Origin of the sequence: Microbispora sp. GKU 823, assembly GCF_002027145.1 — a bacterium.
Taxonomy (GTDB): domain Bacteria; phylum Actinomycetota; class Actinomycetes; order Streptosporangiales; family Streptosporangiaceae; genus Microbispora; species Microbispora siamensis.
Genome location: NZ_MWJN01000085.1, coordinates 1 through 16063 on the forward strand (window position 1 = coordinate 1; position 16063 = coordinate 16063).

The following is a 16063-nucleotide window of genomic DNA, read 5'->3' on the forward strand; positions in this document are numbered from 1 at the left end:
GCGACAAGTGCCTGAACACCAAGGACAACTCCACGTCCTCGGGCGCGCTGGTGCAGCAGAACTCCTGCGACTCGGTGGCAACGAAGCAGTGGTCGCTCCAGCCGGCCGGTTCCCAGCCGTCGTCCACCCCCACTGTCACGCCGACGAGGAGCCCGTCGCCCACGCCGAGCACCAACCCGACGCCGCCGTCGGGCTGGCCCAGCGCGAACGGCTCGCAGGCGGTCACCAGCACGATCAGCGTCTCCGGCACCTTGGACGGCGGCCTGAAGCGCTACTACGCCAGCGGCGCCATGGGTGACGGCGGGCAGAGCGAGAGCCAGGACCCGATCTTCGAGCTGGCCAACGGCGCGACGCTCAAGAACGTCATCATCGGCTCGCCCGGCGCCGACGGCATCCACTGCCTGGGCAGCTGCACCCTGCAGAACGTCTGGTGGGAGGACGTCGGCGAGGACGCCGCCACCCTGCTGGGCAGCTCGTCGTCGCAGGTCATGACCATCGACGGCGGCGGCGCGAAGAGCGCGTCCGACAAGGTGTTCCAGCACAACGGCCCCGGCACCATGGTCATCAAGAACTTCCAGGTGGACAACTTCGGGAAGCTCTACCGCGCCTGCGGCAACTGCACGAACTCCTACCAGCGGCACGTCCAGATGTCGAACATCGTGGCGACCTACCCCGGCAAGGCGCTCGCCGGCATCAACACCAACTGGGGCGACACCGCGCGCTTCTCGAACATCACGATCAAGAACGACCCCGACCACAAGATGATCGTGTGCCTGAAGTACAAGGGCGTGCCGAAGGGCAGCGAGCCGACGGAGATCGGTAGCGGCCCCGACGGGACGAACTGCATCTACAGCTCCTCCGACATCCACTACCAGTAAGCGCGCCGGCCGGCCCAGAGATCTCCGGGGCCACGTGTGACGGCGGTGCGAGAAAGACGGAAGGCCCGGTGGTTCCCCCAGCCACCGGGCCTTCCCGCATGCGACGATCGGCGTCAGGCCGCGCCGTGCCAGCCGCCGTAGTCGGCGAGGAACAGGGCCTCGGTCGTGATGATCCGCTTCAGCTCGTCCAGCACCAGCCGCTCGTTGGGGGCGTGGATCGAGGCGCCGTCGTCCTCGGCGCCGTACAGCAGGATCTCGGCCTTGGGGAACTGCCGGGCGAGGGCCGCCACCAGCGGGATCGAGCCGCCCTGGCCGACCTGGCGCGGCGCGCGGCCGAAGGCGCGCTCCAGCGCCCGCTCCGCGGCGTTCATGGCCGGGCCACCCGGCTCGATCTGGAAGCCCGAGCCGCTGACGAAGTCGCCGAAGGAGACCTTGACCCCCCACGGCGCGACCTTCTCCAGGAAGGCCGTCACGTCGTTGAGCGCCTGCCTGGCATTGCCGCTCGCGGGGATGCGGATCGTGACGCGGGCCCGGGCGACCGCCTGAACCGCGTTGATCGCGCCGGTCACCGTCGGCACGTCCAGCCCGGTCACCGTGATCGCGTACGACGCCCAGAGCCGGTCGGCGAGCGAGCCGTCCCCGACCAGGGACACGCCGTCGAGCACCCCGGCGAGCGCACGGAACTCCTCCTCGCCGAGAGCCGCGCCGGGGAAGGTCCCCGGTTCGAGGCCGGGCACCCGTACGTTCCCCTGGTCGTCGTGCAGGGCGGTCAGCATGCGCATGAGCGCGGCCAGCGCGTCGGGGGCGGCGCCGCCGAACGCGCCGCTGTGCACGGCCTCGTCGAGCGTGCGGACCTCCACGGTGAACGCGGCCATGCCGCGCAGCGACGTGGTGATCGCGGGGTCGCCCACCTCGGGGTTGCCCACGTCGGCGATGACCATGGCATCGGCGCGCAGCAGGTCGGGGTTGGCCTCGACGAACGCCTCAAGGCGCTCGCCGGCGTACTCCTCCTGGCCCTCGATGATGACCTTCACGCCGACCGGGAACCGGCCGTCGAAGGCGCGCAGCGCGGCCACGTGGGTGATGACGCCGCTCTTGTCGTCGGCCGCGCCCGGCCGTACATGATCCCGTCGACGACCGTGGGCTCGAACGGCGGGGTGCGCCACAGGGCGAGGTCGCCGGAGGGCTGCACGTCGTAGTGCGCGTAGAGCAGCACGGTCGGGGCCCCGTCGGGAGCGGGCGCCTCGGCGAACACGGCGGGAAAGCTGCCCTCGATGGGGATCTGCCGGACGTGCGGGAGGCCGGCGGCGCGCAGCAGCCGCTCCACGAGCGCCGCAGCCTCCAGGACCGGGGCCTCGGAGTGGCCGGGGAACGCGACTGACGGGATGGCGACCAGGCGCCTGAGGTCCTCGACCGTCTGCGGCATGCCCTCCTCGACGGCGCGCTCGATCTCCTCTGGTGTCACGGTGTTCTCCCGGATGTACGCGGATCTTCCCGGCTGGGTGGACCCCATTTGACCACAGGTCCGGCGGACCCATCTCCCACGTCTGGGCGGCTTCAATCTACCGTGACGGATTTCGTTGCCGTTACATGTCGATGTCGCGGAATTCGAACTTCTTTCACAGTGCAGCCACGTAATCACTTGGCAAAACGCGGAAGTGGCATGCACACTGTCCAACAGCGACGGATCACCTGAGGGAAGGTTGCGATGACGCGCCCCGACGTACTCAAGGCCGCACAGGACAATCTCTGGATGCACTTCACGCGCCACTCCTCCTATGAGGGAGGGGAGGTGCCCATGATCGTGCGCGGCGAGGGCGCCTACGTCTACGACGTCCACGGCAAGCGGTATCTCGACGGCCTGGCCGGGCTGTTCGTGGTCCAGGTGGGCCACGGCCGCGCCGAGCTGGCCGAGGCCGCCGCCAAGCAGGCACAGGAGCTCGCGTTCTTCCCCCTGTGGTCGTACGCGCACCCCAAGGCCGCCGAGCTCGCCGCGCGACTCGCGGAGCTCACCCCCGGCGACCTCAACCGCGTGTTCTTCACCACCGGCGGCGGCGAGGCCGTCGAGTCGGCCTGGAAGCTGGCCAAGCAGTACTACAAGATCAAGGGCAAGCCGCTGAAGACCAAGGTCGTCAGCCGGTCCATCGCCTACCACGGCACCCCGCAGGGCGCGCTGTCGATCACCGGCATCCCGGCGCTCAAGCAGGTCTTCGAGCCGCTGGTGCCCGGCGCGATCAAGGCCCCCAACACGAACCTCTACCGCGCCGACGAGATCTCCGGCTTCCCCGGCCTGGAGAAGGACCCCGAAGCGTTCGGCCGCTGGGCCGCCGACCAGGTCGGCAAGGCCATCGAGATGGAGGGCCCGGACACCGTGGCCGCCGTCTTCGTCGAGCCGGTGCAGAACGCCGGCGGCTGCTTCCCGCCGCCCCCCGGATACTTCCAGCGCCTGCGCGAGATCTGCGACGCCCACGACGTGCTGCTCGTGTCGGACGAGGTCATCTGCGCCTTCGGCCGGCTGGGCACGATGTTCGGCGGCCAGAAGTTCGACTACGTGCCGGACATCATCACCTGTGCGAAGGGTCTGACCAGCGGTTACTCGCCCATCGGCGCGATGATCGCCTCGGAGCGGCTGTTCGAGCCGTTCAAGAACGGCACCGAGACCTTCGCGCACGGCTACACCTTCGGCGGCCACCCGGTGTCGGCCGCCGTCGCCCTGGCCAACCTCGACATCTTCGAGCGTGAGGGACTGCTGGAGCACGTCACGGCCAACGAGCCGGTGTTCAAGGCGACCCTCGACCGGCTGCTGGACCTGCCGATCGTCGGCGACGTCCGCGGCTCGGGCTACTTCTACGGGATCGAGCTGGTCAAGGACAAGTCCACCAAGCAGACGTTCAACGAGGAGGAGTCGGAGCGCCTGCTGCGCGGCTTCCTCTCGAAGGCGCTGTACGACGCCGGCCTGTACTGCCGGGCGGACGACCGCGGGGACCCGGTCGTGCAGCTCGCCCCGCCGCTGATCTGCGGCCCCAAGGAGTTCGACGAGATCGAGTCGATCCTCCGTTCGGTGCTCACCGAGGCGTGGGCCCGCCTGTAGACCATCGAGCTCGTGCGGCCGGGTAGGGGGCGACCGTGACGAGTGACCGCTTGAAAGGACACAACTCATGAAGATCGGCGTGCCCGCCGAGGTCAAGAACCACGAATACCGCGTCGCCGCCACCCCGGCCGGCGTCCACGAGCTCGTCCGTCACGGCCACGAGGTCAGCGTCCAGCGCGGCGCCGGGCTCGGCTCCCACATCACCGACGAGGAGTACCTCGCGGCCGGTGCCAAGCTGGTCGAGGGCGCCGACGAGGTGTGGGCCGAGTCCGAGATGATCCTCAAGGTCAAGGAGCCGATCGCGGAGGAGTACCACCGGCTCCGCGCGAACCAGATCCTGTTCACCTACCTTCACCTCGCCGCCTCCCGCCCGTGCACCGACGCGCTGCTCGCGGCCGGCACCACCGCCATCGCGTACGAGACCGTCCAGGTCGGCAACGGCCTGCCGCTGCTGGCCCCGATGTCGGAGGTCGCCGGGCGGCTGGCCCCCCAGGTAGGCGCGTACAACCTGATGCGCTTCAACGGCGGCCGCGGCGTGCTCCCCGGCGGGGTGCCCGGCGTGGCCCCCGCCAAGGTCGTCGTGATCGGCGGCGGCGTCTCCGGCCTGAACGCGGCGCAGATCGCCGTCGGCATGGGCGCCGACGTGACGATCCTCGACGTCAACATCGACCGGCTGCGCTTCATCGACGCCATCTACCAGGGCCGGCTGAAGACGCTGGTCTCGACGTCGTACGCGATCGAGCGGGCCGTGGTCGAGGCCGACCTGGTCATCGGCGCCGTGCTCATCCCGGGCGCCAAGGCCCCGACGCTCGTCTCCAACGAGCTGGTCTCCCGCATGAAGCCGGGCTCCGTGCTCGTCGACATCGCGATCGACCAGGGCGGCTGCTTCGAGGACTCCCGCCCGACCACGCACGACGAGCCGACGTTCCGCGTGCACGAGTCGGTGTTCTACTGCGTGGCGAACATGCCGGGCTCGGTGGCCAACACCTCCACCTACGCCCTGACCAACGCGACCCTGCCCTACGTCGTCAAGCTCGCCGACAAGGGCTGGAAGGACGCGCTGCGCGGCGACGAGGCGCTCGGCCTGGGCCTCAACACCCACGCCGGCGTGCTCACCAACGAGCCGGTCGCGGCGGCGCACGGCCTGCAGTACACGCCGGTCGCGGAGATCCTCGCCGCCTGACCGCGTACGTGGGGGATCAGCGCAGTCCGAGGCGTCTGCGCAGGTCCCTCGCGGTGCCGAGCACGTGCTCGACCTCGGCCGGAGTGGGCCACGGCGCCGTGCCCGGCCGCAGCAACGTCGCGCGCACCAGGCCGAGGTGCTCGATCGCGGCCCGGTGCAGCCCGCTCGCCCGTGCGAGCCGCCCCACGGTGTCCGCGGGGCCGGCCTCGTCCGGCACGTCGCCGGGGGTTAAGGCGCCTGTGGCCAGATCACCGGTGACCAGATCCCACGTGCCGAGGATCTCGACCAGGTCCTCGGGCTCCGCCGCCGGGTCGCCGCGCCTGCGCGCCGCCGCGACGGCGAGTTCCGCGCGTGCGGCCTGCCCGGGCTCCGCGGGCCGGCTCCAGTACGGCGGGGCCGGGTCGAGCAGGCATCCCTCGGCCTCGGGGGACGCGCCGAGCAGGGGCAGCAGCGTCCGCAGTTCGACCATGGCGCCGTGGTGCCCGCGTTCGGCCGCCCGCCTGAACCAGTGGCGTCCGCCCTTCAGGTCGTTGTGCTCCGCGACGAGCAGCAGCCCGAAGCGGAAGGCGGCCTCGGGGTCGTCGGCCGCGGCCCGCCCGTACCAGTGGGCCGCCGCCGCCTTGTCGTCCATCCGGGCGCAGACGAGACCGGCCATCCGCCGCGCGTCCGGCCGTCCGGTCTTCGCCGCCCGTTCGAAGCAGGCACGCGCCGTGGGCAGGTCGCCCCGGCACAGCGCCATGTCGCCGAGCCGGAAGGCCGCCCCGGGGTGGTCGGCGCGGACGGCGAGCCGGTAGAACGCCTCCGCGCCCTTCTCGTCGCGGGCCGCGTGCAGGAGCAGGGCCATGTGGTAGGCGGCCTCCGCGTGGCCGCCGCGCGCCGCGTACTCCCACCAGTGCAGCGCCTCCGCCTCGTCGCCCGCGGCGTAGCCCAGGAAGCCCAGGTCGTGGGCCGAGCGCAGGTCGCCGTCCACGGCCGCCCTGAAGTGCCAGCGCCGGGCGCCCATGCCGTCGCCCTGGTCCTCGCACAGCAATGCCAGCCGCCGGGCCGCGTGGCGGGAGCCGTCCTCGGCCGCCCGCTCGAACCACCTGCGCGCTCCGTCGGTGTCGCCGCGCCGCTCCAGCAGCAGCGAGGCCAGGTTCGTCGCCGCGTCGGCGTCGCCGGTGCCCGCCGCCAGCTCGAACCAGCCGATGGCCTCCTCGGTCGTCCCGTGCGTGCGGTGCCACAGCCCCAGGTTGAAGGCGCTGTCGACGTTGCCCGCCCGCGCCGCCCGTTCCCACCAGTGCCGGGCGCCCAGTCGGTCGTCGCGCTCCGCGCACAGCCGGCCCAGCCGGTGCGCCGCGTCGCGGTCGCCGTCGCGGGCCCTGTCGACCAGGTTCGCCTCGGCCGGGTCCAGGGGTTCAGGGGTACGCGGGACCGGTATCCCGGGCCACGCGGTCGCCTCCGTCGCTCCCACTAGTGTCATGGGAGACAGGGTGACACGTAACCGAGTCGTCACGGACGGTTATTGGTAAGACGTTGGTGTCAAGGGACGCGCTCGAACCTGACGAAGCCCACGTACATTCCCATCCCGCAGGCGTAACGCAGCCGCCCCTCCGGGCGGGCCGCGAGCCGCACCACGCGCTCGCCCGTGACGGGGAGCACCACGTCGTGGTCGTCGATCGCGAGCGTGCGCGTGCAGCCCCGGTTGTCCTTCGTCCTGAAGACGATCTCGACGGGCCGACCGGCGGCGGCGACGGCGATGCCGGGGCGGAACCCCTCCGCGGTCGCCCAGATCGTGAGCCGCTGCACGCCGTCCGTTCCGGTGAGGGCGCGTCCCGCGGCGGCGGCGGGGGAGCCGAACTGCGGCAGCGAGAAGTCCGGTAGCCAGCCGCCGAGCCGCATGCCGGAGCCGACGGTGAACAGCCCGGCGGCCAGGGCCGCGATCCCCGCCAGGGCGGCCAGCCTGGTCGAGGCGAGCGTACGCAGCAGCAGTCCCAGGGCGGCGAAGGCGGGCGCCGTGCCGAGGGCGAGCCCCGCGAGCGCGGCCGCGCCCCCGAGCGCGGAACCCGCGCCGACGGCCACGACCTCCATGCCGATCGTGACGCCGCACGGTACGAAGATCGTGGCCATGCCCAGTGCCGCCGCCCGCACGAGAGTCGGGGAGCGGGCACCGGTGCCCGGGGAACCGGTCCCGTGGGCTGCGCTGCCCAATGGTGCGCGATCCTGTCCGTGCCCGCCGTCCGGGCACGAGCATCCGCGCGGGTCGCCGCTCACCGAGGCGGCCCCTCTACTCGCCGGCGCGCAGCCCGCATCGCGGCGCCGGCGGAGCATCCGTACGGCGAGGACGACCACCGCGGTTCCGGCGGCGACGAGCAGCGCCGCCCGGGTGCGCGGGCCGACCTGGACGACCGCGCCCGCGAGCCCGAGCAGCGCCCCGAGGGCGGTGTGGGCGGCGAGCCTGCCGGTCAGGAACGCGGCCACCGGCGGAAGTCCGCGCGACGGGCCGGGTGGGCTGCCGCGGGGGGAGACGAGGCCGATGAGGAGGCCGCCCTGGACCGCGGTGCACGACGCCGTGCCCGCGGCCAGGCCGGCGGCGAGGCCCCCGGCGAACAGGGCGGCCGGGTTCACGGTCAGCCGGTGAGCGCGAGGTCGTCCAGCGCGCCGGTCTTCGCCGCCTCCACGAGCGAGCCGAGCTGGTCGAGGCTCATCTCCACCTTCTGGCCGAAGTCGTCGGTGATGACGACCTGACGCTCTGCCGGGGCGGAGGCGTCCACGAACAGCTCGGGGCAGCCGCAGCTGCAGTTGCCACAGAATCGTGCGATGGACTTCACGCCGGTCCTCCTCGTACGGGCGGGGCCTTTGCTCGCAACGTAATGTGATCGTGTGGGGGCGACCAGTAACAGTTCGCTGACCGGGCGGAGAGAAGACCGCCACTACCGGCGGGCGGTCACGGCGCTCGGTTTCGCCGCGATTCGGATGAAGGAAAGTTGCAGAACCCTCACGAGTTTTGCAGATTATTGACCTGAGCTTGGGACGCCGCATATGGTCCGGACAAGATCCGCATCAGCTCAACCCCCCGGAGCGGTCAATGAAACGTCTGACAGCGGTCGCGGCGTTGCTCAGCCTCGCGGCCGTCGCGGCATGCAGCGGCGGCGGCACGAGCGGGAACTCCACAGGCGGCGGTGGCGGCGTCTACACCACGGTCGACATCAACAAGCCGTCGCTCGACGTCAACGCGCCGATCAATCCGTGGAACCCCAAGGGCAACGCGTTCTGGGGCTACAACGCGATGAGGATCGCCTGGGCGAAGAACACCCTCACCGATCCGAACCAGTTCTATCCGGGCATCGCGGCGAGCTGGGAGATCGCGCCGGACAACTCCTCGATCACCCTCCACCTGCAGCCGGGCAACAAGTGGTCCGACGGGCAGCCCGTCACCGCCGAGGACGTGAAGTTCTCCATCGCGCTGGCCTACACCCAGGGCAGCACCGCCTTCGCGGTCGATCCCGGCGCGGCCGGCGCGGCCTCGGACGTCGAGGTCGTCGACGACAAGACCATCAAGATCACCCAGGACATGAAGAACCCCAGCGTCACGTTCGTGCGCGGGGTCATGGACGCCTTCGTGGTGCCGAAGCACGTGTGGCAGAGCGTCGTTCCCGGCGACTTCTGGGACACGCTCAAGACCGCCCGCGGCGACGGCCCGGAGGCGGAGGCGGCGCGCGGGCAGATCAAGGCGCTGTCGGAGAAGGTGCTCGCGTTCGCCCCGGCCCAGGACGTGTCCGCGGGGCCGTTCGTCCTCAAGCGGATGAACCCCGGCGAGGCGCTGCTGGTGAAGAACAAGAACTTCTACAACGCCGCCAACGTCGGGCCCGACCAGCTCAAGCTGCTCAACACCACCGGGAACGAGCAGATCTGGAACTACCTGACTTCCGGCAAGCTCGACAACGCCCCGTTCACCGCGGTGCCCGCCGACGTGATGAAGCGCATCAAGGCGACGCCCGGCAACCAGGTCATCAAGGGCTACTCCCCGGTGGCCGTCTCGCTGGCGTTCAACCAGTCGAAGAAGCCGTACGACAACGTGCACGTGCGGCGCGGGCTGGCCTACCTGATCAACCGTGAGGAGGTCACGCAGATCGCCTCTCCGGAGGGCGGCACGGCGGCCGTGACCACCTCGGGCATCCACCAGAAGGCCGCAAGGGAATGGCTCGGCGGCGAACTCGACACGCTGGAGCCGTACAAGCTGGACCCGGCCAAGGCGGACAAGGAGTTCACGGAGGCCGGCCTCCAGAAGAAGGACGGCAAGTGGACGCTGGCCGACGGCAAGCCGTGGAAGGTGACCATCCACATCCCGGCGCCGTTCTCCGACTGGGTCTCCGCGGCCAAGGCCATCACCAGCCAGCTCACCACGGCTGGCGTGGACGCCGAGGTGGTGACCACCGCCGACTACCCGCTCTACCTGTCGGAGCTCAACGAGGGCAAGTACGACCTGGGCTTCTGGCTCATCGCGCTCGGCCCCGCGCCGTACAACATCTTCCAGCGCCTGTACGGCTCGTCCAACGGCTGGAACATCCTCGGCGGCAAGGTCAAGCACTCGGCGCCCGGCAAGGACGGCAACTGGATGGGCGGCCCCGAGTCGATCGACGTCGAGGGCGTCGGCGCGGTCAACCCCGGTGAGCTGACCGCCCAGCTCAACAGCGTCAGCGGCGACGAGCAGAAGGCCGTCATCGCCAAGCTCGCCAAGGCGGCCAACCAGGATCTCCCGGTCATCCAGCTCTGGGACTACGTGAACACGCAGTTCGTCAACACCAACCGCTTCACCGGCTTCCCGCCTGACGACAGCGATCTGCTGCGCCAGCCCTCCGGCGTCTGGATCCAGCTCGGCCTGATCAAGAAGAAGCAGTAGTCCATGGCGGTTCTCCTCCGGCGGCTCGCGGGCCATGTGGCCCGCGGGTTCGTCATGATCCTGGTCGTCACGACGATCAGTTTCCTGATCATCAGGAGCGTCCCGGGCGACCCGCTCGCGGCCCGCTACCAGAAGCTCGTCGAGCAGGGCATGGCGCCCGACGCCGCCCAGCGCGCGGTCGAGGTGTTGTACGGCTTCACGCCGAAGGGCGGCCTGTGGGAGCAGTACCTCGACTACATGGGCGGGCTGGCCCGTCTCGACCTCGGGCAGTCGCTGTCCGTGCCCGGCGCCGACGTGTCCACCGTGCTGTTCTCCGCCGCCAAGTGGACCGTGATCCCGGTGCTCGCCGGGACGCTGCTGAGCTTCCTCGTCGGCGTCGTCATGGGCGTCTACGCGGCGATCAAGCGGACCGGCGTGCTGGGCGACATCCTCGCGATCTCCGGATCGCTGCTGCACGGCGTCCCGCAGTACGTGCTGGCGCTGCTGCTGGGGGCGATCTTCACCACACTGATCCCGGTCCTGCCTGCCGGCGGGACGGCCGACATCGTGATCGACCCCGGCTTCACCCCCGACTACATCGGCTCGCTGGTCCAGCACGCCACCCTGCCGGTCGTCACGTACGCGCTGGCGGGCTACGGCGGGTGGATCCTCGCGATGAAGTCGAGCGTGGTCACCGTGCTCGGCGACGACTTCATCCTGGCCGCCGAGCTGCGCGGGATGAAGCGCTCGATCATCTTCCGCTACGTGGCGCGCAACGCGATCCTGCCGCTGTTCACGATCCTGGCGCTCTCGCTGGGCCTGCTCTTCGGCGGCGCGATCTTCATCGAGCGCATCTTCAACTACCCGGGCCTGGGGCTGATGCTCATCGACAGCATCAACAACCGCGACTACTCCCTGATGGGCGGGGCGTTCCTGCTCATCACGACGGCGGTCGTCGTCGCGAACATCGCCGCCGACCTCCTCTACACGGTCATCGACCCCCGGGTGCGCAGCGGAGGGGAGGGGGCATGAGTGCCACGATCGTGCCGGAGGCGGAGGCGGGGGCCACGGCGGCGGTCCGCCGCAACTTCTGGCGGGGCGTCTGGCGGGTCATGCGGCGCAAGCCGAGCCGGATGGCCGGGGCGGTCATCCTCGCGGTGTTCGCCTTCATGGGGATCTTCGGGCCGATGCTCTACCCCGACCCGCTGCCCCGCGACACGAGCGCGCTCTACGCCCCGCCGAGCCTGCGGCATCCGTTCGGCACCGACTTCGAGGGCACGGACGTGCTCGCCCTCGTCGTCACCGGCTCCCGGTACGTCCTGCTGACCGCCGTCGTGACGGCCGTCATCACGGTCGTGGTCGGCGCGGGCATCGGGCTGTTCGCCGGGTTCCGGCGGGGCCGCTGGGACACCGTGCTCATGCGGTTCACCGACATGAAGCTCACGATCCCCGGGCTGCCGCTGCTGCTGGTGCTGTCGACGGTGTGGAAGTTCACCGGCGCCGCCGAGATGGGACTGGTGCTCGGGCTGCTCGGCTGGGGCGGCGTGGCCCGGGCCGTGCGGTCCCAGACGCTGTCGCTGCGCGAGCGCGGCTTCATCGAGGCCGCCCGTGGGCTCGGCCTGTCCACGACGCACATCGTCGGCAGGGAGCTGCTGCCCGGCATGGCGCCGTACATCGCGATGAACGCGCTCATCGCGGTGACCGGCGCGGTCTACGCGCAGGTGGGCCTGTTCTTCCTGGGTGTGCTGCCGTTCGAGGCGAACAACTGGGGCGTCATGCTCAACCTCGCCGTCTTCGGCGGCGGCGCGCTGACCACGACGGCCGCGCTGCCGTATCTGCTGGCGCCGCTGCTGGCGATCCTGCTGCTCACGCTCGGCATCGTGCTGGTCGTGGACGCCATGGACGAGATCTTCAACCCCCGGCTGCGGGAGGAGTGAGCATGGCTCCCGAGCAGAGTCCTCCCGGTCCTCCCGGCGTGCGGATCCGCGGGCTGACCGTGGTCTACCGCACCCCGGCGGGCGAGCTGCCGGCGGTGTCCGGCGTCGACCTCGATCTCGCGCCCGGCACGATCACCGGCGTCGTCGGCGAGTCGGGCTCCGGCAAGTCCACGCTCGCGCTGTCGCTGCTCAACGCCGTCCAACCGCCCGGCAGGATCGCCGCGGGCAGCGTCGAGATCGACGGCCTCGGCGACGTCGTGGCGCTCGGCGGCGAGGGGCTGCGCCGGGCCCGGGGGCGGCACGTCGGGTACGTCTTCCAGGCGGCGCAGAACTCCCTCAACCCGCTCAAGACGGTCGGCAAACAGGTGCTCGACCTGGGCCGCTCCCACGGCGTCGAGGACCCGCGCGGCCTGCTGGCGGACGCCCGCGACCTGCTCGGCCGGATGGGCCTGGACGGCGCCCGGGTGCTCGACTCCTACCAGCACGAACTGTCCGGCGGCATGCGCCAGCGGGTCGGCATCATGCTGGCCCTGGTGCTGAACGCCCGCCTCGTCGTGCTGGACGAGCCCACGACCGCCCTCGACATGATCACGCAGGCGACGATCCTGCGCATCGTCCGGGAGGTCCACGCCGAACGCGGGCTCACCACGCTCGTCATCACCCACGACCTCGGGGTGGTCGCCGAGGTCGCCGACCGGCTCGCGGTCATGTACGGCGGGCGGGTGGCCGAGCAGGGCCCGACCCGCGAGGTGCTGGCCGGGCCACGCCACCCGTACACGCGGGGGCTGCTCCGGGGCCATCCCGCGCCTCGTCGGCGACATCGGCGAGGCGCGCGCCCTGCCGGGCCGCCCGCCGACGCTGGCCGACATCCCGGCCGACGGGTGCGTGTTCCGCGAGCGCTGCCCGCTGCGGATGGACGTGTGCGAGACCGGCAGCCCGCCCGTCGTCACCCGGGGCTCCCGGTCGGCGGCGTGCCACGCCGTACGGGACGGCGACGGGGACAGGCCGGCCGTGGCCGCCGCGACGGGGGAGGACCAGGCATGATCAGCGGGACCGGCATCACGAAGACGTTCACGCAGCGCGGCGGGGTCCTCGGAGCGCGGGAGGTCCCGGCGCTGCGCGGCGTGGACTTCGCGATCCCGAAGGGCGGCGCCGTCTCGTTCATCGGCGAGTCGGGCTGCGGCAAGACCACGCTCGGCCGGATCATCGCCGGGCTGGAGACCTGCGACTCCGGCGAGATCGTCATCGACAGCGTGGCGATGTCGTCGTTGAGCCACCGGAGGCGGCAGCCGTACTTCCGCCGGGTGCAACTCATCCACCAGGACCCGTACTCCGCGCTGAACCCGACGCGGACGATCCATCAGGCGCTGGCCGCGCCGCTCGCGCTGCGGGCGAGGCAGACGGGCCGGCCGCGTTCGTGGGCCGACGAGCGGGCGCGGGAACTGCTGGGCCTGGTCGGGCTCGACCCCGGCTACGTGCTGCCGCGCTATCCGCACCAGTTGTCCGGCGGCATGCGCCAGCGCGTGGTGATCGCCCGCGCGCTCACCGTCGATCCCGAGGTCCTGGTCGCCGACGAGGCCGTCTCGATGATCGACGTGTCGCTGCGCCTGGGCATCCTCGCGCTGCTGAAGGATCTGCGCGAGCGCCTCGGGGTGAGCGTGCTGTTCATCACCCACGACGTGGCGACGGCCCGCTACATCGGCACCGACGGCGAGCTGTACGTCATCTACCGCGGCCAGGTGGTCGAACGCGGCCCGGTCGAGAGCGTCATCTCGGCTCCGGTGCACCCCTACACGCAGGCGCTGCTGTCGGCCATCCCGGTGCTGCACGGCTTGGAGTCGCCGGGCGAGCAGCGGGTCGTGCCGGTGGAGGCGTCGGGGGAGCACCCGGACGGCTGCCTGTTCGCGCCGCGCTGTCCGTTCAGGACCGAGCGGTGCGAACGCGAGCGGCCCGCGCTCGGCCGCGACGGCGACGTGCCGCAGGAGCACGCCTGCTTCCATCCCGAGCGCCGCAGCGTGGTCGCCGTGCCGGTGAGCCGCCGGTGAGGAGTCGTTTCGGACGTGTACGGCGATCGGGGGAGGCCGGAGATGGAAACCGACGACAGGGACGAGATGACTGACCCACTGACGGGCCTGTCCACAGAGCTCGGTGTCGAGCGAAGCGAGCTCGATGTCGAGCAGCGCGAACTCTATACAGAGCAGAGCGAGCTCTACACCGAGCAGAGCGATCCGCGGTACCGCGAGATCGACCGGCTCCCGACCGAGGAGATCGCCCGCCTGATGAACGCGGCCGACGCCACGGTGCCCGGCGCGGTGGCCATGGCCATTCCGGACGTCTCGGCCGCCATCGACGCGATCGCCGGCCGCATGGCGCGGGGCGGACGCCTGTTCTACGTCGGGGCGGGGACGTCCGGCAGGCTCGGCGTCCTCGACGCCTCGGAATGCCCGCCGACCTTCGGTACCGACCCCGAACTCGTGCAGGGGGTCATCGCGGGCGGCGAGGCCGCGCTGACCCGGTCGGTCGAGGGCGCCGAGGACGACCACGACGGCGGGGCGGCGGCCATCGCCGGCCGCGGCCTGGGCCCGCTCGACTCGGTCGTGGGGATCTCCGCCAGCGGTCGCGCGCCGTTCGTACTCGGAGCGCTGGACGAGGCCGCCCGCCGCGGAGCGCTGACCGTGAGCGTGTCCTGCAACCCGGGGTCGCCGCTGTCGGAGCGGGCCGAGCATCCGATCGAGGTGGTCGTCGGCCCCGAGGTGGTGGCCGGCTCGACCCGGCTCAAGGCGGGGACCGCCCAGAAGCTCGTGCTCAACATGATCTCCACGATCGTGATGATCCGGCTCGGCAGGACGTACGGGAACGCCATGATCGAGGTCTCGGCGGTGAACGAGAAGCTCGCGGGCAGGGCGACGCGGATCGTCGGCGACATCACCGGCGCCGGGTCCGCCGCCGCGCGGGCGGCGCTGGAGGCGGCGGACTGGAACGTCAAGGTGGCCGTGCTGATGATCGAGCACGATCTCGGCCCGGACGGCGCCCGGGCGCTGCTGAAGGCCAACGGCGACCGGCTGGAGGCCGCCCGCCACGCCGGAGGCGCCGCCTGACTTGTCGAGTGCCGGCCGGGCGGGGGCGGAGGGCGTGTCGAGGCGGTCGCGCCCTCGCCGAACCGGATGGGTTCCCGCGGGTGGGTCAGGCCGAGCGGGCGCGGCGGTGGGCGTCGCCGAGGTAGTCGGCGAGCGCGTCGCGGGTCGCGCGTAAGGCGGCGTCGGAGGTGTCGAACGTGCGCTGCGCGACGCCGACGAAGACGCAGTCGACGATGAGCAACTGGCTGATCCGGCTGGCCAGCGCGCCCGGCCGGAACGCCGTCTCGCGCCCGGCGGAGATCAGGACGTGGTCGGCGAGCCCGGCCAGCGACGAGCGCGGGTTGTTCGTGATCGCCACGACCGTCGCGCCGGCCTTGCGGGCGACCCGCGCCGGGCCGAGCACGTCGGGCGTCTCGCCGGTGCAGCTCACCCCGACGGCCACGTCCCCCTCGCGGAGCAGCGCGGCGCTGGTGAGCGCGAGGTGCGCGTCGGTGAAGTAGTGACCGGGCAGCCCGATCCGCATCAGCTTCTGCGCCATGTCGGCCGCGACGAGTCCCGAGGCGCCCACGCCGTACACGTCCACGCGGCGGGCGCCCGCGACGGCCTCCACCACCGCGCCGAGCCCGTCGGGGCTGAGCTGGGCCGCCGTGTCGGCGAGCGCCTGTGATTCGGCCCGGGTGACCTTGGCGATCACGTCGGTCAGAGGGTCGTCCGGGGCGAGGTCGCCGGGCACGAGCCGCTCGGGGGTGTCCCTGGCCACGGCCGCGGCGAGTGCGAACCGCAACTGGGAGTAGCCGGCGAAGCCCAGCGCCCGCGCCGTCCGCACGATCGTCGCCTCGCTGATCCCCGAGACCGCGCTGACCTCCGTGATCGTGCTGCGGGCCACCATGGCGGGGTCGTCGAGGATGAGGCGCGCGATGGTCTGGGCGGCGGGGGTGAGCGAGGGCAGCACCGCACGCACCGTCGCGATCGGGTTGACCGGTGCGGCGCCCTCGTTCTCGTTCATCTCCTGCAGCCTCTCCTGTGCGCGATCAGC

12 protein-coding genes and 3 pseudogenes are annotated in these 16063 nt (G+C 71.6%); 10 read left to right on the forward strand and 5 right to left on the reverse strand.

Annotated features, from left to right (window positions below):
* Window positions 1-878: pectate lyase (locus B1L11_RS32865; protein ID WP_218671472.1), on the forward strand; the 878-nt coding region annotated here is incomplete at its 5' end.
* 113 nt (window positions 879-991) lie between these two features.
* On the opposite strand, the pseudogene B1L11_RS32870 reads toward B1L11_RS32865, so the two are convergent.
* Window positions 992-2391, reverse strand: a pseudogene (locus B1L11_RS32870) (M20/M25/M40 family metallo-hydrolase).
* A gap of 195 nt (window positions 2392-2586) precedes the next feature.
* Between B1L11_RS32870 and B1L11_RS32875 the strand changes: the two are divergent.
* Window positions 2587-3969, forward strand: a complete 1383-nt coding sequence (locus tag B1L11_RS32875; RefSeq protein WP_079319250.1) for an aspartate aminotransferase family protein — start codon at window positions 2587-2589, stop codon at window positions 3967-3969.
* Window positions 3970-4036: 67 nt separating this feature from the next.
* Window positions 4037-5152 carry an alanine dehydrogenase gene (gene ald, locus B1L11_RS32880; RefSeq protein WP_079319251.1) on the forward strand — a complete coding sequence of 372 codons (1116 nt, stop codon included), beginning with the start codon at window positions 4037-4039 and terminating at the stop codon, window positions 5150-5152.
* A gap of 16 nt (window positions 5153-5168) precedes the next feature.
* On the opposite strand, the gene B1L11_RS32885 is transcribed toward ald, so the two are convergent.
* Genes B1L11_RS32885 through B1L11_RS45890 form a run of 3 tightly spaced genes read right to left on the reverse strand, consistent with a single transcriptional unit; the run spans window position 5169 to window position 7962 of the window.
* Window positions 5169-6614 (reverse strand): tetratricopeptide repeat protein, encoded by a 1446-nt coding sequence (locus tag B1L11_RS32885; protein WP_079319252.1) that lies wholly within the window; start codon window positions 6612-6614, stop codon window positions 5169-5171.
* A gap of 59 nt (window positions 6615-6673) precedes the next feature.
* The gene (locus B1L11_RS45885; RefSeq protein WP_179155435.1) at window positions 6674-7759 is read right to left on the reverse strand and encodes a sulfite exporter TauE/SafE family protein; all 1086 of its coding nucleotides are present in this window, start codon (window positions 7757-7759) and stop codon (window positions 6674-6676) included.
* A gap of 2 nt (window positions 7760-7761) precedes the next feature.
* Window positions 7762-7962: a hypothetical protein gene (locus B1L11_RS45890; RefSeq protein WP_143737724.1), complete on the reverse strand. Its 201-nt coding sequence runs from the start codon at window positions 7960-7962 to the stop codon at window positions 7762-7764.
* Between the two features lie 257 nt (window positions 7963-8219).
* Here B1L11_RS45890 and B1L11_RS32895 point away from each other — a divergent pair, with 257 nt between their 5' ends.
* The 7 genes and pseudogenes from B1L11_RS32895 (at window position 8220) to murQ (ending at window position 15048) form a co-directional block, all read left to right on the forward strand.
* The gene (locus B1L11_RS32895) at window positions 8220-10034 is read left to right on the forward strand and encodes an ABC transporter substrate-binding protein (RefSeq protein WP_079319254.1); all 1815 of its coding nucleotides are present in this window, start codon (window positions 8220-8222) and stop codon (window positions 10032-10034) included.
* 3 nt (window positions 10035-10037) lie between these two features.
* Entirely contained in the window at window positions 10038-11045 is a 1008-nt protein-coding gene (locus B1L11_RS32900; RefSeq protein WP_079319255.1) for an ABC transporter permease, read from the forward strand.
* A complete protein-coding gene (locus tag B1L11_RS32905) occupies window positions 11042-11950 on the forward strand; it encodes an ABC transporter permease (protein ID WP_079319256.1) in 909 nt (302 codons plus the stop codon). The genes B1L11_RS32900 and B1L11_RS32905 overlap by 4 nt, the downstream gene beginning before the upstream one ends.
* A 2-nt stretch (window positions 11951-11952) precedes the next feature.
* Window positions 11953-12714: pseudogene (locus tag B1L11_RS55410) on the forward strand (ABC transporter ATP-binding protein); the annotation flags it as partial.
* A 73-nt stretch (window positions 12715-12787) separates the two neighbouring features.
* Window positions 12788-12994: a hypothetical protein gene (locus tag B1L11_RS55415; RefSeq protein WP_372974754.1), complete on the forward strand. Its 207-nt coding sequence runs from the start codon at window positions 12788-12790 to the stop codon at window positions 12992-12994.
* A gap of 11 nt (window positions 12995-13005) precedes the next feature.
* Window positions 13006-13995 (forward strand): annotated as a pseudogene (locus B1L11_RS55420) (ABC transporter ATP-binding protein); the annotation flags it as partial.
* Window positions 13996-14061: 66 nt separating this feature from the next.
* Window positions 14062-15048, forward strand: coding sequence for an N-acetylmuramic acid 6-phosphate etherase (murQ, locus tag B1L11_RS32920; RefSeq protein WP_079319275.1), 987 nt, complete (start codon window positions 14062-14064; stop codon window positions 15046-15048).
* A gap of 85 nt (window positions 15049-15133) precedes the next feature.
* Here murQ and B1L11_RS32925 read toward each other — a convergent pair whose 3' ends face one another.
* Complete coding sequence (locus B1L11_RS32925) at window positions 15134-16033, reverse strand: MurR/RpiR family transcriptional regulator (protein WP_079319258.1); 900 nt, start codon at window positions 16031-16033, stop codon at window positions 15134-15136.
* Window positions 16034-16063: the final 30 nt, after the last annotated feature.

Coding starts and splice junctions, on each gene's coding strand:
- murQ (WP_079319275.1), top strand. CDS start 14,062: ATGACTGACCCACTGACGGGCCTGTCCACAGAGCTCGGTGTCGAGCGA.
- B1L11_RS32905 (WP_079319256.1), top strand. CDS start 11,042: ATGAGTGCCACGATCGTGCCGGAGGCGGAGGCGGGGGCCACGGCGGCG.
- B1L11_RS32885 (WP_079319252.1), bottom strand. CDS start 6,614: ATGACACTAGTGGGAGCGACGGAGGCGACCGCGTGGCCCGGGATACCG.
- ald (WP_079319251.1), top strand. CDS start 4,037: ATGAAGATCGGCGTGCCCGCCGAGGTCAAGAACCACGAATACCGCGTC.
- B1L11_RS32875 (WP_079319250.1), top strand. CDS start 2,587: ATGACGCGCCCCGACGTACTCAAGGCCGCACAGGACAATCTCTGGATG.
- B1L11_RS32900 (WP_079319255.1), top strand. CDS start 10,038: ATGGCGGTTCTCCTCCGGCGGCTCGCGGGCCATGTGGCCCGCGGGTTC.
- B1L11_RS32925 (WP_079319258.1), bottom strand. CDS start 16,033: ATGAACGAGAACGAGGGCGCCGCACCGGTCAACCCGATCGCGACGGTG.
- B1L11_RS32895 (WP_079319254.1), top strand. CDS start 8,220: ATGAAACGTCTGACAGCGGTCGCGGCGTTGCTCAGCCTCGCGGCCGTC.